Consider the following 22,011-nt stretch of genomic DNA (forward strand, 5'->3'; position numbering starts at 1 on the left):
AATTGCCCCTTTCCATGACTTATTGCTGTTACCAAGCATGGCGTTAACCTTGTCGCTACTGAGCAATCTGGAGTCGAGATCCAACGAGTCCACTGAGTCCAACCAGTCTTGGTAAATGTCCATTTGTTGCTCGGTATCAGCAAGGAACATAATCCCCGCTTGCTTGTAGCCAAGATCATGCCCGACTCTTTGATTCATACCAGCCCACAAACGGTCTGCTGCTAGCGCTAAAGGCACGTCTTCTTTGTGTCGACTGGTTTTACGGATCCAGCCAAGGTTTCTTGATGACTGCTCACCCGCTACATAACCTTTCTCGATCAAAACCACAGGGACATTGTTCTCAGCTAATGTCAACGCAGCACTCGCGCCAACTATGCCACCGCCGATAATCACCACACTGGTGGATTTCGGTAAAACGTTAGATGTTTCCAGTCGTATGATATTTTTTGTCATCCTAACCTCTCGCTCTTCTCGATACGGCGAACACTTAGCCGCCTTTATCTTGAAAGCACGATTTCCTCTACATCTGCCTGTGACGCGCCGCGATAGGCCGTGACTTCGATTTCAACTTCGTAAATCGAAGAACCAAGCGGAGGGCACGTGACTGTAGTGGTCGGGTTCACACCGCGAAACTTGGTGCCAACAAACTCCATTACGGCCGGAACGTTGTCTGGATTCTGGATAAAAACTTTCGACGTAATGACGTCTTTAAGGCTTGCATCAACAGACGCCAAAGCGACTTCAATATTTGTAAACACTTGCTCGGTTTGCTCAAATACGTCTTTTGGCATTTCACCCGTTTCAGGGTTACGGCCAGCGGTGTTCGAAACAAAAATCCAGTTATCGACTGCGACTACTCGCGAGTAGCTTGCGATTTCTTCCAGTTTTGAGCCAGTTTTTACCTTTACGATACGTGTCATGAGACTTCCTTTTAAATGACTAACCTAGTGTTCTGCGTTGTTATTTGAGTTCTGGTTGATTCCAAAGATTGAGGTTGACGCCAATACCTTTCTCTACGGCGTTGCGATAAATCTTGGTTGCCCACGCCACGTCTTCTACTGGCATACCACCAACAGAAAGAATGATGATTTCGTCTTCACTTTGGCGCTTTGGTGTTTCGCCTGCGACAATAGAACCAAGGTCTTCCAAGTCATTGATGGTCAACTTGCCCTCTTCGATCATGTCCATAAAGCGAACGCCAACGAGTGGAATTATGTTGTGCGCTGGTTTTGGCACTTCTTCGTACCACGCTTGGTAAAGGCCTGTGTTATCAAGTACTTTGCGTACGTCGCCCTGCTCCATGCCCTCATCTAAGCGGCAACTTGCAGGCATTGCTAAAAATGCGCCCGGCTTGACCCACTCACGTTTCACTTCTGGGTAAAGGCTTGGATCCCCTGTTTCACCCGAGTTGCAGTAAGTCACGATGTCTGAGCCGCGAACGACATCTTCAACGCTCTCGACAACTTCAACATTGGTAATTTGTGGGAATGTTGCCGACACCCAAGTTAAGAAGCTATCCAGGCTTTTCTTGCCACGGCCTTTGATTTTGATGGTGTCGATATTCGGACACGCTGCCATAAATGCGGCCACTGAAGTTTTACCCATCACACCTGGACCAAGCAGACCAATCACTTTGGAGTCTTTACGAGCAAGGTAGCGTGCGCCCACACCAGGAATCGCTCCAGTGCGGTAAGCTGAAAGCAAGTTTGCCGACATAATTGCTAATGGCGCACTGGTTTCGATATCGTTGAGAATGAACATTAGGATGGAACGCGGAAGATCTTTCTCGCGGTTGGCAATGTTCGAGCCGTACCATTTCACGCCACACGTACCAAAGTCACCGCCTAAATAAGCTGGCATCGCCATCAAGCGGCGGTCTGCAGTTGGCTTTGGCATTGTTGGGATTGGTGACTCTTCTGGAAATGTAATCATCGCACCATGAGAATCATTATTTGGCCCAGCCATGCGGTAATCACCTTGGTGCAACAGTGCGAACATCTCTTCCATTGTGTCCACACATGCCGCCATATCCGTTACACCTGCTTTGATCATGTCTGGTTCAGACAGATAGATAAAATCGATTTTTGTATTGCTAGACATACGTGTTCCTACTTCCCTGTATTAGTCTCAGCAGGTCGTGAAAGGCTTATTTAAAGACCCACAATCAACTGAGTGATTTATCTGTTAAAACTGATACTAGAGTGAAGACACGCATCGATATTGAATTTTTGCGACACAAGTCATGGGCTAGGTCACAAAACTGATTAACATATTAACAATATAAATTTACATCCAATTAACAAAGTGGGACTTTGATACTTTGACGTTTAGCGAGTAGAAAAGTATGCCCGACGCGAATCTTGAGTTTAAAATTGCCTCCTTGCACTCAGTCCAGCCTTGGTTTGTGCTTGGGGCAAAGCGTTTTAATTCATTGCTGACACCTGAGAGTGCGCTCACTTCGCACTTCTACTCGTTTGATGCGAGTGATGGCACAGATTCCACTATCGCTATTCCAGATGGGTGCATCGACCTATTATTTGACTGCAACCCAGACAACCCTAAAGCCTACATTTGTGGCTCTCCCCTTGAAGCGATCAAAGCGGATTTCAAACAAGGCCATAGTTACTTAGGTGTTCGATTTCGCCCAGGTGTCATACCGGATTTGCTTAAACTTGACGTTGAAGAAGTGATTTCAAATCGATTGGATTTAAGTGAATTGGTTTATGGAGCAGATCGCATTCTTGAGCAAGTCTGCGAAGCAGATGATTTCTTAGGTAAAGCGCGAGCGGTGAATGACTTTGTCGGCCAATTTGATAGCCGCGCTTGTTCTCATCTCACGATGGAAGTGATCGCGCGAGTCACTAAAGCGCGCGGCAATATTCAGATAAAAGATCTGGTTCACGACACAGGTTACTCTGCCAGAACGTTGCAACGTACCTTTCGTAACGATACTGGCCTGACGCCGAAAGCCTTCAGCCGCGCGATTCGCTGTCAATCAGCAGTATATAGGATTAGTCACAACAGTCAGACACCACTTTCTGACCTAGCGTTCGATTTAGGATTCAGCGATCAAGCGCATTTCCAACGTGAGTTTAAGAAACTCGTCAGTGTCACACCAATGGATTATCAATCGTTAACTAAGTTGGAAAGATAGGTGGGTAAACAATCGTACTGATCGTTTTGAGCCCACCTAATATACCGTGCGCTCTAATTGATTCTTGTCCAAAAGGTCATATTCACCGATTCTTTATCAAGAAGTTCCAAATACGCTAACGCAATATCGTCTTCTAACCACTGCTGGCAGTACTCTTCTGCTTTTTCCTGCGAACTCGCAATCGCCACATCAGCATAACTCCCATCAGAGCCACGAACTAAAAAATGAAGAATGAGTTCGTCTTGCTGACTGAGAAACTTCTGCTCAACTTGTTGAGCAAGCTCTATTAAGTGAGCTTCTGTCACACCTTCTTTAAGTTTAAAAGTGGCGAATTCCAATCCGCCAATGCTATTGATGTTGTTGTTGGTAATCATATAAATGCCCCGTTTGTTGGTTCGAGCCAACTGTAAGGCACACCTACTGACAACATTGTGTCAGTAGCTTTGTGAATTTTTTGTCTCCATGTATTCATGCAAAGAAACGTGCTGTGGGAAACCCGTGTTGCATTCACTAAATTTCAATTCCGCGATACGATCTAACCGAAGATCTCGGTACGCATGGCGGAGTTCACACCAACAGCCCAGTGTCCATTTCCCTCCCCAATAAAACAGTCCTAGAGGAATCACGACTCTGGCTGTCTCGACATCTGAGAGCGAACGGTACGTTATCGTTAACCGACGCTTAGACTCAATGGCTGAATGAACTTTACTCCACGTCTGATGTATTTTGGCATCTCGATACAACGTAGGTACACGGACAACTCGCTCTTCGTCGGAGATCATATTTGCACTATTGGGCAACACCGCTTCAATCTTGGCGAGTAAGGACCGCGCTGATGCGGCTAGGTCTTTCCCTGTTAGAGATGCGGTGAAACTGACACCCGTAATCAGCGCTTCTAACTCCTCCCGCGACAACTGCAATGGCGGTAGCTCAAACCCTTCAACTAAGCGATAACCAATACCAGGCTCACCATAAATAGGTATCCCGGAAGCGGATAAGTCATCAACGTAGCGATATATAGTTCTTTCAGAGACCATTAGCTTTTCCGCTAGCTGTTGCGCGGTAAGGGGTTGATGCTTACGCAAGATATTCGTCAACTGAAAAAGTCTGTCTGATTTTCGCACGTTCACTCCTTCCGCCTATTACAAGGTAGGCTAAGACCTATAATCACGTATATCAGTCGGCCAAAACTAGCTCTATACCCCAGACTTAACCATTGCCATAACTTTAGTGGCTTTTTCAAAATGGTCGAGTTTATGAGTTTGAATCCACCAGGTTGCGGCTTCCATCAATAGCTCTGGATCGTCATTTTTGTTGGCGAAGAACGCATAAAATGACACCCCTACACTCTCCCCTTTTTGCTCAATTTTCTTAGAGCATACCTGCACGACTTTTTCTCTCAGAGAACTCCGCATTGTCCTTGCCTATTTAGTTGAAACAACGGGTAATAACCATACATAACTGATTAAGTGAAAACAACAAACAACTGTATATAAATACAGCCTCTTGTGAGTTAAAGTGCGCTCAATCCGATGTAATTATCTCGTTTGCCAATCTTAGTACCTATTTGATAATCCCAAAAAATACGTGCTAGTAATTTGTAACTATTTGTTTCTTACAAATAACAAACAACATGATTAACGCGTAAGTTCTTTACCACCTAGCTCACACAAAACCATATTTAAAGTAAGGAATTAATCTAAACCCTAATCGACCGATAATTAAAACACATGACATTTCATATACATGCCAAATATATGCAAAAATATTCATGGATAAAGGGGCGATTTCATACTAAGCTTTGCAACGATTGCTAAATAACGGGGAACAATACGGTATGGATAAATTGCTTTCATCCGCATTAAAAATACAGCAGCGAACTCGAGTAACCAGCCTGTTTGCACGTAACGGTTACAAGATTGCTATGACGGATTTCGATGACGTGGTGTTTGAAAAGGCAGGCAAACAAGTCAACGTGCATTTTGATCGTGCATCAAATGCTGAATCTATTTCGGTACTGGAGAACACACTTAAACACTGCATTAAATAATAAATGATATGAGTGGAAACTTGCTGACAAGATTGGAAGCCTTGTCAGCTGATGTCGCTGGCTAACTTGTCTAAGATAAGCCCAGCTCTTTCTGAACTGATAATATCAGTAATTTAATTAACTCTGTTTAGATTAATGAGTTACGCTCATACTTGCTGCACCGTACGAACAGGTACCCACCCGACTTCACCACTTATTCTTGATACCCGATACCAAGCGTTGAGTTCAAACAACACTGTAAGCCTCTCACCCATTGTGGTATTCAACTCCCACGCATCATAATCATGAAGCAGTGTTCCTTTTGAGCCACAACCTGATTTATCAATATATTGAATCGGAGCCCAACCTTTTACGCCCGCTTCTGTCGTGACGAATATCCAATTTGGGAACTCATCATCCATTTCACCCAAAGTCACCCTATCGCCTTGGTTCAAAACGATCGGATTGGGATACTCTGAGGTATGTTGTTCAATGACGACGACGTCCATTCTTTGCTCCATAGTTCTAACTCTTTACTGCCGTAGTTTAAGTAGGGCTTATTGAGCCATTAACCGGCCCTCGCACCATTGGGCATGTCATTTTCTGGACAAGCGAGACATGGCTGCAACTTGTCTTCATAACCAATATCAAAAAGCATACCTTGCGAGATTTCACCGGCCATTTTTCTTTCAGGCAAATTCACGACAAACAGCGCTTGTTTACCCTCAATTTCTTTTGGATCCTCTCGTTCCTGTTTGATACCAGCCAAAATCGAGCGGGTGTGGTCCCCAAAATCCACCGTTAGCTTCATAAGCTTGTCAGACTTGGCAATCTCACTCACCTCAATAATTTTACCGACGCGAATGTCTACTTTCGCGAAATCATCGAAGGTAATTTCAGGTTTAATTGGAGCGTATTTCATGGAACATTCCTTAATTTCATCACAGATAAGGGGGTAAGAATGACATGGTATTCGAGTCGGCATTTAGGATTTAACCTTGGCTCTTCGCATATTCTTCAAGCAACTCGGGAAAGCTCTCCATTGGTGGAAACTTTTTAAAGCTGCGCACTGCGCCAGTTGTTGCCCACTCTAGCTTTTCATCAGTATACGTTTCGGCAAATGGTTTGTAGCTGTGCGAATCTTCCAACATTGTTGAACGTACATTGACGAACTGTTCCATGCCGTCAGGACGTGTAAACAACCAACTCATACAATGTTCGCAGAAGAAATGACGAATACTACCGTGCAAGCCGCCAATCACTGGTTCGCCAGACGTAACGCTAAATGATTCGCTTGAAAACAGAGAGCTTAAGCTGAACGCACTTGAGCTCATTCGCTGACAACCGGTGCAGTGACAAGCCATCGTAATCAATGGTTTAGTTGTTACTTCAAACGTTACGCGACCACAACGGCAGTGTCCTTTAATCTTACTAGGCGTAGTGTTACTCATGGTATGTACCTCCGTGTTTGTATGGTTACTGTAATCGATCCATTTCGATCGTAAGGGAGTGTCAAGTCACATAAAACCGCATTAGCACGTTCTCTACGCCATCATGTAAAACGCTTGAGCTAGCTAGAATCTAAGCCAAACGGCTGAGATAACAACTTAATCCTATGTGCATGTGAAATAAGATTATTATTAAAATGTTAATTTAATGTTTCATTTTTAACTAATGCGTAACTCAAACCAAAGGACTAAGATTTGTTATACATTCACCGCCGCTGAAAATAAGAGAGGGCCTATGAAAGTATTAATTGAGTACACCGAAACAGGTAAGTACCGAGATCGCGCATGGGATGCTTTGACGATAAAGTCTAAAGGTGAAATTGGCGCTGTTACTCCATCATCCGCAGTTCAGTTAATCGAACAGCATAAAGCCGTACTTTTTATCGATGAGAATGATGAAATCGTCATCATCTCGTAAGCTGCCATGAGCTCTGATCATAGAGCTCACATTTCCCAAGCTCTAGCGTTCACACTAAAATATTGGCTCAACAGTGCGCTTCAATCTCTGCTTTAAGGCTTGCTATAACGAACGGCGAACGCTCCAAATCACTGACTACCAACGTGATATGATTTAATCCTGAAATCACCGTATTACTCCATAAATGATTGCGCTACATAAATTGATCTAGCTGCTGTGTCATTTTGCCGCGCAAGCCAATTAAGTTACCAAATGGGTCTTCTACTTGGCACATTGACAGCCCTCTTTCTATTTCCATTGGCCCTCGGTATAGCTTGGCGCCAAGAGCTTCAAAATAAGCTAGAGACTCAAGTAAATCGTTTACAGACCAATAAACGATACTACCTTTTTTACCTGCTCCCACCTTCTCATCCGCTTGCACTACTTCAATTGAAAAACCGCCTAGGTCTAGTACCGTGAAATCAAACTCTGGATGATAAATTGGAGTCGCTTCAGGAAAGGCTTTTTGATACCACTCCAAACCTTTAGGCACGTTTGGAACATGAACAAGAACCGATACTGGGGTCATAATTTCCTTCCTGTCACATAGAGCCACTTGTCATGTGATGTGTTTTATCAACTCTGACATATGTCGAATTTGAACGTCAGCAAGCCCGCATACTTTCGTTTCTTCCGGCGCGTAGTAGATGCTTTTCATTTTAGCTTGGTTTGCCGCTTCTAATCCAAGCAAGCTATCTTCGACAACCGCGCAATATTCGGGCTTTACCTTCATTGTGCTTGCAGCATGCAAAAATAGATCAGGTTCAGGCTTCCATGAACCTACCTCATAAGAACTGAAGATATTGTTCTCGAAATATTTAGAGAGCCCAGTGACATTTAAAGCACGCTCTATTTTTGCTCTAGGCGCCGACGATGCAATACAAAACGGAATCGTTAATGAATCCAGAACGTCTTGGATTCCATCAGTTGCTACCAGCTCTTTGTCAAACAGCTCATTCACCTTTGAACGATATTCAGATTCAAATGACTTAGGAAAAATCATTGAAAACTCGTTTTCTAAACTAGAAATAATTGAAGCTAACTTGCCACCGCGATACTTAGCGAGCAGCTCATCTGCTGAACATTTTAAGCCAAGATCCGAGAGTTGATGCTCCAGAGCCAAATTACACAACAACTCACTATCGACCAGTGTTCCATCACAATCAAAAATGACTAACTTCATAATATCCCTATCAAATAACACTCAGATATTGTCATTATCTGATGCTCCTTTTATGACACTCAAAGCATACGTTCAGTTTCTGTATAAATAAACAGTCAAAGCTTATCTGATAGCTTTTTAAGATAAGACTTAGCTAGCTCGTGATTGTCTCGACTCATCCATTTTATGCAGTCGAAGAGCTCCCATATTAAGCCCTGATCGCCGTTTGTATAAACGGGGAAGTCTTCATGCTTAGGAGCGGGGTCATCGGTTAGCCTTGGCTCAACAATGCCCGTTTTATCGAATAGGATTTTAAAAGGCTTAGAGATATTGAAGGACTCGCTTACATCCAGGCAATGGATCTCCGCGCTAGTTATATCGGTGAAAATGTATTTTTTGAAATACGCATTATCATTATGGAAACCATTGAGACTGTAGAAAATATCTTTACCTGCCTCAAAGTGAGCAAAACATGATTCTGCGGTTTTGTGGAAACCATTTTGTGTGAAAATGAGTATATCAGCATCAGACACTCGATCGCCTGTTCCATTCGCTAGCGAACCCAACAATACAGCAGCTAATACATTATCTTGAGACGAAAATGCAGCAACAGCAGACTTAACTAGCTCAGCTTGCAATGGTAAATATTCAATATTTAGATCATCCTGATTCACGGCACTCTCCGTTCTTTAACGCCAAACTAAGCAGCAACTATAACTTCCTCTCACACAAGCTTAGATACAAAATCAGCGTCGCCATGAGTATGCTCGCCCATTGAGCTGTCTGGCGACATGATGACAAGTGCCGTCAACCTGTATCGTATTTATTTTACGCGCGATCTTTCTACCACTTTTTTGTATTTCGATTCCTGATACAACCACAAGCCCCAAAAGACAAAAGGTAGGACTAAAGCAGTTATTCCTAAATTCATAAGCTGAGCTGATAGAAACTCCTCAAAAGGAATTTGCTCACTTGAGAAAGCATGGACGACAAGTCTAACCAAAAATATACCCAGTACTATCGAAATACTGTTTAGTGCTACATATTTGAAAAAGCCACCAGACCTGATTTTTGACCATCTTTGGTGTTGGGTTTGATTCATTTGTGCAATTCTCAAATTGATGAAGAACGAGATATTGTTGGCTGGCGTGAAAAAGCACTATCACCGCCTCTATTAATTTCGACCAAAACAGCGGGATAGTTTATGCCCTAATGCAAAACTTACTACCAAAACTGTTGCAACGACCAGTATTGAGAAGAAATAGCCAATCGTAGTCGATACACCAAAACCCCAAACGAAAGAAAAAACCAATCCTTGAAAAGCTTCGTAAGGCCACTGAAGGAGTGGAAAGTGAGTTCCGTCCATCATGACAAAAATTAGGGTGATCAAAACAAAGAACGACAATAAAAAACCAATTAAATTGTGACGAATCATACTCGCACTCACTGGAAAATGATCACTCAATTCTAATTGTTACTCGTTGATGGTAAAAGAGAAAGTTCGCAAAGGCGCATAATTAGTCGCCCAATAACAGTAAAAGCCCTTTATTTAATATCAATCAAATAAAGGGCTAGAAAGCTGATTTTAAGCGATTAGCTAAGCTGAAAGTTCTCACTAGAAGATAAATTTATAACCCAACGAAATCATCAATAGGCTAAGCGACAAAGATATTGTACGTTGGATCAGTTTAGGCCCATATTTCATCGCCGAAGAGCTGCCGACGTGGTTGCCTAACAAGTTCATAATCACCAAAGGAACAGCCAACGCATACAGCACACTGCCAGCTAGCATGAAAGCAATTAGAGCCCCAACATTAGATGCAAAGTTGAACAACTTTGACGTCGCAGATGCCGCCACTAAATCAAATTTCAATAGATAATGCAGAGCAAGGATCAGAAAGCTGCCAGTACCAGGTCCAAAGAATCCATCATAGAAACCAATCACAAACACGGCTGCTGGGACACCAAATAAGATAACGTTTTTGTTAATTAGCGCATCCTTATCTTGCTCGCTACTCTTTTTAGGGATGAACGAAAGCACGATACCAATAGGAAGCATTGCAAGTATGATCTTACCAACCGTATCTGGGTCGAAGTAAAGAATAGCTTCTGCACCTACATAAGCACCTATCAATCCAGCAGGTATACCTGTTGCAACCGCAGTCCAAACTACGCACTTGTTTCTGACAAAATTGCGTATTGCTGCAATTGTGCCGAGAGTACTTACTATCTTTTCTTGTCCTAGCGCTACTTGAGGAGGTAAGCCCGCTAGAATAAATGATGGCACTAAAATCAAACCGCCTCCACCAGCTACTGCGTCAATAAACCCAGCAGCGAATGCGGACAGCATCAGTGCAACTAACACCCATAATGTAATGTCGTTCCCTAACCATTCCATGTTGAAAAATCCTTAATTCATTAATTATTCGTAAACTTTAATTAGTACCGATGTATCCATGCGCCCTAATCCACGCTTCTGCAACTCTTGATACTCATTGTCTACCGTCGTAGTCAGTGGAAGTTCGATACCCAACTTTCTGCTTTCGTCTAAACAGATACCCAAGTCTTTATGCATCCAATCGATCGCAAACCCGAAGTCAAATTCACCTTTTGACATCGTTAGTGAACGATTTTCCATTTGCCAAGAACCCGCAGCACCATGCTTTAATACATCTACAAGCTCGCCAATATCTAAACCTGAACGTTGAGCTAGCAGCAGCCCTTCACTCAAGCCTTTCAAAACACCCGCTATGCATATTTGATTAACCATCTTAGCTCGCTGGCCTTGGCCATTTTCACCCATTAGCTTTGATTGCTTACCATAGCTGCGCATGATTGGGGCTACTTGTTCATATACGTTAGGTTGACCACCACACATGATGGTCAAAGCGCCATTTTCAGCCCCGGCTTGACCGCCTGAGACAGGAGCATCAACAAAAAGGACTCCTTTCTGTTCACATGCAGCCGCCAATTCAATGGCGAGTTCTGCAGACGTCGTGGTGTGGTCAACTAGCGTGCTCCCTGGTTTCATGTTTGCCAAAAGCCCATCTGAACCATAAACGACACTTCTTACGTCATCATCATTGCCCACGCATACAAACACATAATCACTGTCTTGCGCCGCCGACCCCGGCGTTAAACACGATTCCCCGATATATTCTTGAGTCCAGTCGTGCGCTTTCTTCAATGTACGGTTGTAAACTTTGACAGAATAGCCAGCATTAGATAAATGCCCCGCCATTGGGTACCCCATTACACCTAAACCTATAAATGCGACATTCGAGTTTTTCATAACGTTATCCTTAATCCTTTCCAATATGGTTTGAGTTTTTGTGGGGGATGATTCGATCCAGTGAGCTCATTCCAAAGAGCCGGATTAACCATCTATCCGAGCCGTCCTCTCTTGGATGAAACCCTTCTCGGCCACAAGCCACAGTGACGTTGTTATCACTATCTTTGAGTTATATTAATTACATCAATTGACATATGTCAATTGATGTTTATTGACTTCCCTTAATAACTTTAATAGCGAAAAGACATAAGTAATGTTTTATAATGAGTTATTCGAACTGAGGAGAAGCAGATTGAGTAACAGCAAATTCATCTTTATCGCTGACGTCATCGAGGAACGAATCGATAGCGGCGAATACCAACCCAATGCCAAACTTCCGACTCATCGCGAATTAGCGGATGAGTTCGAGACTACTCCGGCTACAGTATCCAAAGCCTATAAATTGCTGAGTGATAAAGGGCGCTTAGAATCTTTTGTTGGTAAAGGGACATTTGTTGCAGCTCGTTCGGACTTAAATGAAGCGATCCAAGTTCCAGAGGATGAATCTGATTTCAACTTTTCTCTGCTACAACCGTGTTTGTACAAAAATGTCCCAGCAATAAAAAAAGCCTATCAACAGTCAGCCGAGCTACTCACAGATTCACTGATCGGATATTGCGAAAACTCTGGACATAAAAAGCACAGGGAAGCTGCGGTTAGGTGGGCACGAGAATACGGCCTTGAGGGTGGAAACACTCGCAATACCGTTCTCACAAATGGTGCTCAACATGCACTGTCTTTACTTGTCGAAACACTGACAAAGCCGGGAGACACCATCTTAGTTGAATCTCTCACCTACCCAGGAATATTAGCGATAGCGAACCTATCAAACAGGAACGTGGTGGGTGTTGATTTGGACGAACAAGGTGTCCGTCCTGATGCGCTTGATACTGCGATAAAGGTGCATTCTCCATCGCTGGTTATTTTGATTCCTTGCCATCAGAACCCAACTGGCGTATCGATGCCAGAGGCGCGTAAAAAAGAAATCGCCAAGGTCATCAATGAAAATCAAGTGTGGTTGGTGGAAGATGATATCTATTGCTTTTTGGATGCTCAGCCAGTCCCTCCAATCGCAAACTTTGCGCCGAATTATACCTTTCATATCTCTGGGTTATCCAAAGCAATAAGCCCTGCAATGAGGTGTGGATTTGTAAAAGCCCCCGAAAGTCAGGTTGCCGCTTTAAACGCTCACATTCGCGCAAACATATGGTTGTCTTCTCCGATTAACTTTATTGCCGCCACGTTGCTGATTGAATCAGGTGAAGCATTTCAGCTAGCTGAAAATCAAAGAGAAATGGCCGTACATAGACAAGAGCTTGCTCGGCAAATATTTCCGTCTATCAACGCGAATGCATCTGGGTTTCACATCTGGTTGCCATTGCCCCAGCATTGGCAACAAGACAGATTCACGATGGAAGCCAAAAATAGAGGTCTGATTGTTACGAGCGGCAGCTACTTTAGTGCCGATGGGTCTAATACCCAGCACATAAGGCTGTCACTGACTTCAATTAGTAGAGAGAGCAAGCTTATTGATGGACTCAAGCAGATTGAGACTCTTTTAAACTCAAATCCAAGTTCATTTTTGCCGTTCTAACATGTAAAAAGCCACTGCCCGTAAAGGATACTCATCTCAGTTTGCAGACATCATCCACCAACAGTTTGGAATCGAAAAACTGTTAAGGGGAATCAGAAACATGAGAAGTTCTTTGCGGGTGATACAACTCTTTGGGAGTAAATACAAACGTGGTAAGTAAAATGCGTTTTTCTAAGTATGCTTAGCGCGATGCTTTTTACTGCGGTAGTAATAAGATGTGGGCGTGAAGTTTGGTAGTTTGCTGAAAAGCGAGAAGAATTGGAGCGTGCAGCGGGAATCGAACCCGCATCATCAGCTTGGAAGGCTGAGGTAATAGCCATTATACGATGCACGCACATCGTGTAGACAAGATTTAATATGCCAGATCTAACTGAAAAGAAAAGCCTTTTTTCACCTATGGATGCTTAAGCGGTTGGTTTATCATCAATTTGCATAAATATAACGCTACACAGAGTGCAATTCGCGATTTGATGTCGTGTTTAAAAGCTCCAACGGATATTGGCAAACAGTAAAGTCGCGGGTGTTTGACCAAACAAACTGTTGGATGAACCATCAAAACGTTGTAACACGGTAAGTAGCTGCCAATCGTTCGCGAGCGAATAGCTGTTAGAAATGCCGATAAAATAAGAATCGTCATCGTAGTACGTAGACGAGAATGTTAGTCGGCTTAGTGGTGTCACGTCTACCCCGACTTCAGCGTAAGCGCTGTTTTTGGTAAAGCTTAATGTTTGCGCGTCTAGCGGCAGGTTCAAATACAATTTTGCGTTGCTGATTTCAACAGGATTATCTATCCAAAGCCACGCCGCTCGTACTAACCAATTCCTTTCACTGGTGAAGCTATAATCGGTTTCTAGACTCAGCACTTTGTTTTGCTCGAGTTTCCGTTGATTGTAGTGGTCGCGACGCGGCTCAAACCAAGTAAACTCCCCTCTTACACCAGCCCCTAACCAGTCGGTTGCAAATCCAGCCCCAATGACGTTGTCTAGACCGGATTTGCCAGTGATTAGTTGATAGTCCCACCCACTGACATTAGCGAAATATCGTACAGCGTAACTGTTTAACTCATTGTCTTGATTTGGGTTAACCACGAGATCAATACCGCCAGCAAATCCGAACTTTCTATTTACAATAATTGCGTCGGTTCCTGCTCGTTCTTCGTAGTCGAAATCGTAAATGGAATAAGCATTGAACACGTCATTTGGATTCCAGATCGTGTTCACAGCCCAATTGATTCTTGAACGCCCTATTCTCGCTTGCCAATCATCATGTCGCCAATCGACATAAAGCCTGTCAAACTGGCTGTTCATTAATACATCCTGCGAGGAAGAGATGTTCTTGTTGAGATCTAGGTAACCTGCATCGTATCCAATAAGATCGTCATATTGTGGAATTTCGAGGCTGTCACCAGAAAACAAGCGCGTACGCAACCCCGCGTTGAATGACAACCCATATTCAGAGCGATATTCAAAATTAAACCGTTGATGGATTAGGTGATCGAGTGCGTTGTCTTGATGGTCAGGCAGTGAATAACTCACCATGTATTTTATGTAACCGTCTAAGTCCCAGTTTTTGCTTGGCGCCACGCCTGGAACTTGGGCGATTGAGACCATCGGACCCAATACAAGCAATGTGAATCCCGCAACTATCTTCCACCGTTTAGTTGTCATCGTTGTGCTCATTCAAAGCAATCCCTGACTGGCGTTTATCTTCTTTCAGTTTGCCGTCTTCAAATACGATTACGCGCTTAGCACGTTTGATAACACGCGGATCATGCGTGGAAAAAATAAACGTCGTTTGTTCTTGTTCGTTGAGTCGTTGCATGATGTCGAGCAGTTCTGCTGTGCTTTTCGCATCCAGATTAGCGGTCGGTTCATCTGCCATCACAAAACGCGGGCTGGGTGCTAATGCCCGTGCAACAGCGACTCTTTGTTGCTGACCACCTGACATCTTGCTCGGCACTTTGTCACGTTGCTCTGTCAAACCCACTTGTTCAAGCAGCTCCAAGGCGCGTGTGCGACAGGCTTGTTCAGTTCGACCTTGTAACTGCATCACAAACTCCACGTTCTCTAAAGCCGTCAACACTGGCAACAAGCTGTAATCTTGGAAGATAAAACCGATATGGTCACGACGAAAGGCTATTAACTCCTTTTCTGATAACGCGCTGATATTGCAGCCGTCAATTTCCACTTTCCCCGTGCTTGGGCTATCGATCCCGCCAATCAGATTAAGCAACGTAGTTTTTCCAGAACCAGATGGCCCCATCACGGCAACAAACTCACCTTGATCAATGGTTAAATCCACGTTTTGCACCGCATGAACCGGATACTCTGAGCCTTGGTTGTAGGTTTTACATAGCTGGCTTAGTTTAATCGTCATTAACTTTTCTCCGCCATTGCGTCGACTGGGCGACGGTGCAGGATTTGATACGCGGGATAAAATGCCGCAAGGACGCTTGCCGCCACTACGGTAACAAAGATCATTTGATACTCAAGATACGAAACACGTGGATACAGCACAGTATCAATGCCGTATGCACCGAGTCCGTCAGACATGCTCGTAAGAGAAATCCCGTAGTGATGCATTAAAGCCACCAGCCCCATACTGCACAGCACACCGACCGTAGCCCCTGTGAGTCCGAGCAGAGTGGTCTCTAGCATTACCAACAACAGAACTTTGTGTTTTTGCATCCCAACCGCCATCAGTACGCCAAATTCGCGGGTTCGCTCAAACACTGACATCAGCATAATATTGATGATGCCAAACATCATAGCGATGACAAAAATCACCAAAATCACCCGATTACTGACTGCCATGGTGTTCATCATCGTGGCTAACATGGGTTGAACTTTCATCCAGTCCCGAACAGCAACCTGTTTATCGAGTTGCGAAAGCAAAACCAGTTGTTCTACCTCAGCCAACACGTGAGGAAGCCTGTCTAAATTGGTCGCTACAATCGCTATCTCATGTACACCTGTCATACCGGCGGTTTTCTGCAAATCCGCTTTACGCACAAATACGTTGTTTTCATCAAACTGGGTAGACGGTGTTTTAAATATGCCTTTTACCCTGAAAGCTGCGCCAACGACTTGCCCCGTCGCATCGGTAAAAGTCACAACGACTTTTGAACCAATTCGGAGCTTGAGGCGTTGCGCGAGCTTTTCCGAAACAAGTACTGGATTATGCCCGTCAGATTCAAACCAAGAGCCTTGAATAATGTGGGAACTTAGCGGTGTTATACGTGCTTCGTCATCCCTATCGACACCGTTAATACGCACGCCACGATTACTTCGCGCAGAAGCCACCATACCTTCAACGACGAATCGCGCCGAGACGTTTTCTACTCCAGACAGCTGGCGTAACTTGTTCGCGAGTTGCTCCCCATTCGGGATCGTCAGTGAGATATCTGGATTGGTCAAATATGCACGATGGTGAATCTGGATATGGCTGGTTTGCCATTGAATCGCGTTTTTGACCATGCTGTCGACAAAGCCAGTCATAAACCCCATCATCGCGGAGACACCAACCAGACCAAACACCATTGCGCCAAGAATGATTGAGGTGCGCAGCTTATTGCGCCAGATGTTTCGCCAAGCCAATTTAACCAGCATGCGCGCCTCCTTTTAATGAGGAAGCGACATCCAGACGCGAAACCCGCAACACGGGATAAATAAGACACAGCAGCATCAGCAGCAACACGGTAGCGATTTGGCTTACCATCAACCCAACATCCACTGCAACTGGCATGATAGGCTCAAATCCAGAATCAAGCATCAATTGAGCGGCATCGCCAGTAAGACAAATAGGATTGAAATAAAAATACGCCAGCACGGGAGCAGAAATAATCAAACCCAGAGTAATCCCCAAGCAAGCGATAAAACTCGACTCAACCATAATCAATGCTGCGAGTTTACGCCGCAACATTCCTGTAGCCAGCATTACGGCGAACTCTCTTTGTCGCTCCAATGTCATCATCAATATGGTTGCAAACAAGCCAAAACCGACCACACCATACAGCACGTAGACAAGAAAGATCCCACCCGCTTTATCCATCATGATCTGCTGCGCCATCTCAGGTGACAAGTCTTGCCAAGATTTCACCGACGCTTTGGTTTGATATTGATCTTTTAACGTCGCGAGTGTTGAATCCAGTTGTTTTAATTGTTTGATATCGAGAACCCAGTTCGACACCTTGCCTTGCGCGGAGTAGAGCGATTGCGCTGTCTGAATCGGCATGTACACCAGCTGGCTATCAAGCTGTTGCAGCGGAAAATGAAGAATACCTACGATTTGATACAACCCAGCGGCTGTTTGACCGTGATAACCTTGTCCGTATAAGACAAGTTCATCACCTAAAGCGACCTGCAGATAGCGCGCCAAACTCTCTCCAAGTAGCACACCTTGTTCACCAGCAGTAATGAATCGCCCCGAAATCAATTTGGCGCTAATACGCGAGTATTCGTCCTCTGCTTGCGGATTCACACCCAACACTAAAACGCCTTTCGAACGCTCTGCAAAAGCGGCCAACGCCACCGACTCCAATCTAGGAAGTGCCGTTTTCACGTTAGGAAGATTGAGTGCCGATTGAATAAAGTCCGCGCTTTCAGGGAGTAAGTCATCAATGCTGTTTGAGGTGTAGAAGTCCGGGTGTTGAAGTTGAATCAGCCCAGTGTAAAATCGCGCGGAATTTTCGATATTAGCGCTGTAGCTGCCCTCTTGAAAACTGCGCGTCATCAAAGAGAGAAACAGCGCTAACGCCAATGCGGAAGACGTCAGAAGTGTACGTCGTTTTTGTCTCCATAGATTACGCCACGCCAGCCGAATCAGCATGGTTTACTCTCTTAGTGACTTCATTTGACTGAGAGAGAAGAAGTCGTCGTCAATCTTAAAATCAAACTGAGCTTGATGAGTGGTTAAAACGGTTTTTTGTCCTGGTTTATCAACGGGCATCATTTCCATCTTGGTGGCTAACATGCGCCCCCCCATCTGTTTTATATCAAAAGTCTGTAGAAGATTGACCTGTTCTTCGAACTCGTCATAAAACTCGACCTGACGCTGCAAATACGTTTGTTTAGAGATCCAGAGTGTCACTTTGCTCCATACTACCGGCGCATCGGGTTTAGCAACCGCATCGATGACCCATACTTCATCATTATCAAAGCTGGCTTCGCGCACGTAGCTATGCTGATAGTCGACCACAATTGAAGACTGGTTAATCAAATCATCGTTGGTGAAATCAGACCCCATCCAAGATTGGCTCAGCATTGAGGGCGCAATTTTGATCACGCGTTCAATTGACGGTACCCAGTTCCACATTTCGCGTTCACGCTTCAATGAAGCAGTGCCTTTGTCTTTGGCTGGCGCGGTGACGAATACCATCGAAAGCTGAGTGCCTTTAGTCCAGCTTTTCATACTCATCGATCGTGTCCATTCTGGGCGGATGATCTCCATGGTGGCTTCGCTATAGCTGGAATCACCACGCATCGCTTTATCGGACTGTGCAACTATTTCAGTCACCTGTTGAGGAGAAAGTGCCTGAGCGTAACTAGGCGGAAAAACAAACGCAGATAATATGAGTGGAAGACTGACTAGTGCACGCATAGTCCCTCCAATTAATGGCTGGCTTTATGCAACTATAGCAACCTAAGTGAATGTATCGTTGAGAGTTTGTTCAAAGTTCGAACAATGGGAATGGATTTCCTGCCGAGACAAAAAAGCCCCCGCAAATGCGGAGGCTTCGAATACAAGCAAGATGTATTAGATGTTAGCAGCTGAAACGTAGTTGTTTAGCTCATCGTTAGATACTGTTGTTACGTATTGGTCGTCTAGGTAGAAAGCAACGCTGTCTTCTGACTTCTCACCACGTAGAGTTTTCGTCGTACCGTCGATGTAAGAGATGTCCATCTGCATAGTGTTTTCATCGATTTGTTGCATTGTAGCGTGGTCGATGTTTGAGTTGTTTGATAGAGGAACTTCTTTTAGTGAGCTATCTAGAGAGTCGTTCACTTTAATGTAGTTTTTAGTTGGAGTATCAACAACTGCTGGAGATTTACCAGAGATTGGGTTTTTACCCGTCCAGAATTCAATCGCGTTGAAAATAAATAGGTCAGCTACACTCGCGATACCGTAAACAGGTGAAAGAAGAAGGAACATACCTTCACGAGCGTAACGGTTATCTACTACTTCAAGGTTGAATTTAGTCACTAGGCCTGTTGTAGCCATTTGACCCATACAACCAGTTAGAGACGTTAGACCTAAGCCAGCAACAACCGCAAGTTTTAGTGCATTTTTTTTCATGATTTCCACCACCTATGTAAGAAGGCGCTTATTCTACTCCGACCATCTTACAAATCAAAACAGCTCAGCAAATAATTGACACAATACTTACTTTGTTAAGATACTGTTTTTCATAGGATAATTCCTACATAACCGCCCTTTGCTTTATATTTGAACAGTATTTTTCTGCTAAATAGTGAGGTTAATTCAAATATTAGGACATCATTCAATCGGCAATAAGTTTCAAAGCTTGCTAAATCCTGTCCTATTGCTGAATTTCGCTGCTTAAATCCGCTTAAATTATAACCAAGCAGTTTCATTAACTAAGCAAATGTTAAAAATAATATTTCAATCCCTCACACATTACACAGGACATACATCTAACACATAGAAGTTAATTAGATACAAAGACCAAATTTATCACCTTCATATAGCAATTATCAGAACTGTTCTCTACTTCAAATTTTCCAACATAAATGTTGCGACTGTACTAATAAAGTGAACAATAGCCTGTGTTACGCAAATGTAACAAAACACAACTTCTAATAAATATTATTCATATAAACTTTATTTCACAGGCAGGAAAAGCATGACAAAGCGTATCTCGCTTGCCCTTTTTGCAAGCATTTTCACAGGTAGTGCTGTGGCATCCAACTTGGATGATACGATCAATGAAGTGGTCGCCCCTATCGTCAACCCTTTTGTAGGAATGATCTTCTCGACTATTCCGTTCCCTTTTACTGACGTACAGGTTCCATGGATCGTTCTTTGGTTGGTAATCGCAGCAACGTTCTTTACTTTCTATCTTGGTTTCATCAACGTCCGCGGTTTTAAACACGCCGTTCAACTGGTATCGGGCAAGTTCTCTGATCCAAAAGCGAAAGAAGATGGTGAGGTATCTCACTTCCAAGCACTAACGACTGCTCTTTCAGGCACCGTTGGTCTAGGTAACATCGCTGGTGTGGCAGTCGCTGTTTCAATCGGTGGCGCTGGTGCAACATTCTGGATGATTCTTGCTGGCCTACTGGGTATGTCGAGCAAATTCGTAGAGTGTGCACTGGGTGTTAAATATCGCAACACTAACCCTGATGGCTCAGTCTCTGGTGGTCCGATGTACTACCTAAGCAAAGGTCTGGCTCAGCGTGGTAATGCTGCGTTTGGTCGTACACTAGCGGTACTGTTCTCAGTGTTTGCCATCGGTGGTTCACTTGGTGGCGGTAACATGTTCCAAGCAAACCAAGCGTTCAAACAGATCGTTGGTGTAACAGGTGGTGAAGCTTCATTCTTCGCAGATAAAGGTTGGTTATTCGGTATCATCCTAGCGGTTATCGTCGGTATCGTAATTATCGGTGGTATCAAGTCGATTGCGAAGGTAACCGAGAAAGTGGTTCCTTTCATGGCGACTATCTATGTCGGTGCTGCAATCGTTATCTTGCTGATTAACTTCGACCGTATCGATGATGCGTTTGGTGCAATCTTCAACGGCGCGTTTACTGGCGAAGGTATCACGGGTGGCGTTATTGGTGTGCTAATCCAAGGCTTCAAACGTGCAGCGTTCTCGAACGAAGCGGGTGTTGGTTCCGCAGCAATTGCACACGCGGCAGTAAAAACCAAAGAGCCAATGTCTGAAGGTTTCGTATCTCTACTAGAACCGTTCATCGACACTGTGGTGATCTGTACCATGACAGCGCTTGTTATCATCATTACAGGTTACCTAGATACCGATACAGGTCTAGCGGGTGTTGAGCTAACTTCTGCAGCATTTGGTAGTGCAATTAGCTGGTTCCCTTACGTACTTGCAGTAGCGGTTGTACTGTTCGCTTTCTCAACGATGATCTCTTGGTCTTACTACGGTCTGAAAGCTTGGACTTACCTATTCGGCGAGAGCAAAACCGCTGAGATGATCTACAAAGTGAAGTTCTGTATCTTCGTAGTTATCGGCGCAGCGATGAACCTAGGTCCAGTTATCGACTTCTCTGATGCCATGATCTTCGCAATGGCGCTAGTGAACATTGTCGGTCTTTACATTCTAGTTCCTGAAGTGAAGCGTGACCTTGCAGATTACCTAGAGCGTTTTAACGCAGGTAAAGTCTACAAAGTTCAGCAACAGCAACCACAAAGGCCAGCGTACGAATCACAAGCTGACTAATCGCTCAAACACTGTGTAATTAAAAAGCAGCAGGCCTCCCCTGCTGTTTTTTTGTTTGTTGAGCTAGAAAAATTTAGACAATCCCCCCTTGCCAACCACCACAGTCTATCCACTCATAGTTGTAAACTCTGTTTTACTTCCTGCGTACTAAAGAAATTAAGCAATATTTAACATTTTGATTACACTTAGGGAAAACAGTAGATGCTGAGATTCATCACTAAATCTTGGTCTATTTGCAGTAAAAAAGAACGCCTAATTGGGGAATAAAAGTCGCTTATATAACTCGGAATTCTCATGAGGCGCGAAATTTGGCATCTACCCCGACTCAAACCGAAACATGGTTGCAGAGTCAGG

The 22,011-nt window shown here is 44.1% G+C and carries 27 protein-coding genes and 1 tRNA gene; 5 read left to right on the forward strand and 23 right to left on the reverse strand.

What is annotated here, in order from left to right:
- From HCZ42_RS19580 to HCZ42_RS19590, 3 genes are all read right to left on the reverse strand, one after another.
- Positions 1–453: NAD(P)/FAD-dependent oxidoreductase (locus HCZ42_RS19580; protein WP_167422391.1), on the reverse strand; the 453-nt coding region annotated here is incomplete at its 3' end.
- A gap of 44 nt (positions 454–497) precedes the next feature.
- On the reverse strand, positions 498–920 hold the full coding sequence (locus HCZ42_RS19585; protein ID WP_072610652.1) for a RidA family protein: 423 nt from the start codon (positions 918–920) through the stop codon (positions 498–500).
- Positions 921–960: 40 nt separating this feature from the next.
- Positions 961–2,100: a tyramine oxidase subunit B gene (locus HCZ42_RS19590; RefSeq protein ID WP_167422392.1), complete on the reverse strand. Its 1,140-nt coding sequence runs from the start codon at positions 2,098–2,100 to the stop codon at positions 961–963.
- A 244-nt stretch (positions 2,101–2,344) separates the two neighbouring features.
- Here HCZ42_RS19590 and HCZ42_RS19595 point away from each other — a divergent pair, with 244 nt between their 5' ends.
- Positions 2,345–3,154 (forward strand): helix-turn-helix domain-containing protein, encoded by an 810-nt coding sequence (locus HCZ42_RS19595; RefSeq protein ID WP_167422393.1) that lies wholly within the window; start codon positions 2,345–2,347, stop codon positions 3,152–3,154.
- A 53-nt stretch (positions 3,155–3,207) separates the two neighbouring features.
- Here HCZ42_RS19595 and HCZ42_RS19600 read toward each other — a convergent pair whose 3' ends face one another.
- From HCZ42_RS19600 to HCZ42_RS19610, 3 genes are all read right to left on the reverse strand, one after another.
- Positions 3,208–3,528, reverse strand: a complete 321-nt coding sequence (locus tag HCZ42_RS19600; protein WP_167422394.1) for a hypothetical protein — start codon at positions 3,526–3,528, stop codon at positions 3,208–3,210.
- A 60-nt stretch (positions 3,529–3,588) separates the two neighbouring features.
- Positions 3,589–4,278 (reverse strand): helix-turn-helix transcriptional regulator, encoded by a 690-nt coding sequence (locus HCZ42_RS19605; protein WP_217702303.1) that lies wholly within the window; start codon positions 4,276–4,278, stop codon positions 3,589–3,591.
- Between the two features lie 72 nt (positions 4,279–4,350).
- The gene (locus HCZ42_RS19610) at positions 4,351–4,569 is read right to left on the reverse strand and encodes a DUF6500 family protein (protein WP_167422395.1); all 219 of its coding nucleotides are present in this window, start codon (positions 4,567–4,569) and stop codon (positions 4,351–4,353) included.
- A 422-nt stretch (positions 4,570–4,991) separates the two neighbouring features.
- On the opposite strand from HCZ42_RS19610, the gene HCZ42_RS19615 reads away from it, so the two are divergent.
- A complete protein-coding gene (locus HCZ42_RS19615; RefSeq protein ID WP_167422396.1) occupies positions 4,992–5,204 on the forward strand; it encodes a hypothetical protein in 213 nt (70 codons plus the stop codon).
- 146 nt (positions 5,205–5,350) lie between these two features.
- Here the strand turns inward: HCZ42_RS19615 and HCZ42_RS19620 are convergent, their stop codons facing one another.
- The 3 genes from HCZ42_RS19620 to HCZ42_RS19630 form a co-directional block, all read right to left on the reverse strand.
- Positions 5,351–5,692: an SH3 domain-containing protein gene (locus tag HCZ42_RS19620; RefSeq protein ID WP_167422397.1), complete on the reverse strand. Its 342-nt coding sequence runs from the start codon at positions 5,690–5,692 to the stop codon at positions 5,351–5,353.
- Positions 5,693–5,751: 59 nt separating this feature from the next.
- On the reverse strand, positions 5,752–6,105 hold the full coding sequence (locus tag HCZ42_RS19625) for a tRNA-binding protein (protein ID WP_167422398.1): 354 nt from the start codon (positions 6,103–6,105) through the stop codon (positions 5,752–5,754).
- Between the two features lie 70 nt (positions 6,106–6,175).
- Positions 6,176–6,634 carry a GFA family protein gene (locus HCZ42_RS19630; protein WP_167422399.1) on the reverse strand — a complete coding sequence of 153 codons (459 nt, stop codon included), beginning with the start codon at positions 6,632–6,634 and terminating at the stop codon, positions 6,176–6,178.
- Between the two features lie 292 nt (positions 6,635–6,926).
- Here HCZ42_RS19630 and HCZ42_RS19635 point away from each other — a divergent pair, with 292 nt between their 5' ends.
- Positions 6,927–7,109, forward strand: coding sequence for a hypothetical protein (locus HCZ42_RS19635; RefSeq protein WP_053407812.1), 183 nt, complete (start codon positions 6,927–6,929; stop codon positions 7,107–7,109).
- A 193-nt stretch (positions 7,110–7,302) separates the two neighbouring features.
- Here the strand turns inward: HCZ42_RS19635 and HCZ42_RS19640 are convergent, their stop codons facing one another.
- From HCZ42_RS19640 to HCZ42_RS19670, 7 genes are all read right to left on the reverse strand, one after another.
- Positions 7,303–7,677: a VOC family protein gene (locus HCZ42_RS19640; protein WP_167422400.1), complete on the reverse strand. Its 375-nt coding sequence runs from the start codon at positions 7,675–7,677 to the stop codon at positions 7,303–7,305.
- 30 nt (positions 7,678–7,707) lie between these two features.
- Positions 7,708–8,331: an HAD family hydrolase gene (locus tag HCZ42_RS19645; protein WP_167422401.1), complete on the reverse strand. Its 624-nt coding sequence runs from the start codon at positions 8,329–8,331 to the stop codon at positions 7,708–7,710.
- Between the two features lie 95 nt (positions 8,332–8,426).
- Positions 8,427–8,984 carry a nucleotidyltransferase domain-containing protein gene (locus HCZ42_RS19650; protein ID WP_167422402.1) on the reverse strand — a complete coding sequence of 186 codons (558 nt, stop codon included), beginning with the start codon at positions 8,982–8,984 and terminating at the stop codon, positions 8,427–8,429.
- 149 nt (positions 8,985–9,133) lie between these two features.
- Positions 9,134–9,412, reverse strand: a complete 279-nt coding sequence (locus HCZ42_RS19655) for a hypothetical protein (protein ID WP_167422403.1) — start codon at positions 9,410–9,412, stop codon at positions 9,134–9,136.
- A gap of 72 nt (positions 9,413–9,484) precedes the next feature.
- Positions 9,485–9,745 carry a hypothetical protein gene (locus HCZ42_RS19660; RefSeq protein ID WP_167422404.1) on the reverse strand — a complete coding sequence of 87 codons (261 nt, stop codon included), beginning with the start codon at positions 9,743–9,745 and terminating at the stop codon, positions 9,485–9,487.
- Between the two features lie 180 nt (positions 9,746–9,925).
- Positions 9,926–10,708, reverse strand: coding sequence for a TSUP family transporter (locus HCZ42_RS19665; protein WP_167422405.1), 783 nt, complete (start codon positions 10,706–10,708; stop codon positions 9,926–9,928).
- A 24-nt stretch (positions 10,709–10,732) separates the two neighbouring features.
- On the reverse strand, positions 10,733–11,602 hold the full coding sequence (locus HCZ42_RS19670) for an NAD(P)-dependent oxidoreductase (protein ID WP_167422406.1): 870 nt from the start codon (positions 11,600–11,602) through the stop codon (positions 10,733–10,735).
- Positions 11,603–11,894: 292 nt separating this feature from the next.
- On the opposite strand from HCZ42_RS19670, the gene HCZ42_RS19675 reads away from it, so the two are divergent.
- Positions 11,895–13,235, forward strand: a complete 1,341-nt coding sequence (locus HCZ42_RS19675; RefSeq protein WP_167422407.1) for a PLP-dependent aminotransferase family protein — start codon at positions 11,895–11,897, stop codon at positions 13,233–13,235.
- A gap of 259 nt (positions 13,236–13,494) precedes the next feature.
- Here the strand turns inward: HCZ42_RS19675 and HCZ42_RS19680 are convergent.
- The 7 genes from HCZ42_RS19680 to HCZ42_RS19710 all read right to left on the reverse strand — a co-directional run bounded on the left by HCZ42_RS19680 (position 13,495) and on the right by HCZ42_RS19710 (position 19,529).
- A tRNA-Gly gene (locus tag HCZ42_RS19680) sits at positions 13,495–13,569 on the reverse strand.
- A 145-nt stretch (positions 13,570–13,714) separates the two neighbouring features.
- Positions 13,715–14,902, reverse strand: coding sequence for a hypothetical protein (locus tag HCZ42_RS19685; protein ID WP_439849009.1), 1,188 nt, complete (start codon positions 14,900–14,902; stop codon positions 13,715–13,717).
- Positions 14,892–15,611, reverse strand: a complete 720-nt coding sequence (locus HCZ42_RS19690; RefSeq protein ID WP_167422408.1) for an ABC transporter ATP-binding protein — start codon at positions 15,609–15,611, stop codon at positions 14,892–14,894. Before HCZ42_RS19690 ends, HCZ42_RS19685 begins: the two co-directional genes overlap by 11 nt.
- A complete protein-coding gene (locus tag HCZ42_RS19695; protein WP_167422409.1) occupies positions 15,611–16,843 on the reverse strand; it encodes an ABC transporter permease in 1,233 nt (410 codons plus the stop codon). The genes HCZ42_RS19690 and HCZ42_RS19695 overlap by 1 nt, the downstream gene beginning before the upstream one ends.
- Complete coding sequence (locus tag HCZ42_RS19700; RefSeq protein WP_167422410.1) at positions 16,833–18,062, reverse strand: ABC transporter permease; 1,230 nt, start codon at positions 18,060–18,062, stop codon at positions 16,833–16,835. The genes HCZ42_RS19695 and HCZ42_RS19700 overlap by 11 nt, the downstream gene beginning before the upstream one ends.
- Positions 18,063–18,065: 3 nt before the next feature.
- Positions 18,066–18,833: an outer membrane lipoprotein-sorting protein gene (locus HCZ42_RS19705; RefSeq protein ID WP_167422411.1), complete on the reverse strand. Its 768-nt coding sequence runs from the start codon at positions 18,831–18,833 to the stop codon at positions 18,066–18,068.
- A gap of 156 nt (positions 18,834–18,989) precedes the next feature.
- On the reverse strand, positions 18,990–19,529 hold the full coding sequence (locus HCZ42_RS19710; protein ID WP_167422412.1) for a DUF3332 domain-containing protein: 540 nt from the start codon (positions 19,527–19,529) through the stop codon (positions 18,990–18,992).
- Between the two features lie 568 nt (positions 19,530–20,097).
- Between HCZ42_RS19710 and HCZ42_RS19715 the strand changes: the two genes are divergently transcribed.
- Positions 20,098–21,657 (forward strand): alanine/glycine:cation symporter family protein, encoded by a 1,560-nt coding sequence (locus HCZ42_RS19715; RefSeq protein WP_167422413.1) that lies wholly within the window; start codon positions 20,098–20,100, stop codon positions 21,655–21,657.
- Positions 21,658–22,011: the final 354 nt, after the last annotated feature.

Source organism: Vibrio hepatarius (genome assembly GCF_011806575.1).
Classification (GTDB): Bacteria; Pseudomonadota; Gammaproteobacteria; order Enterobacterales; family Vibrionaceae; genus Vibrio; species Vibrio hepatarius_A.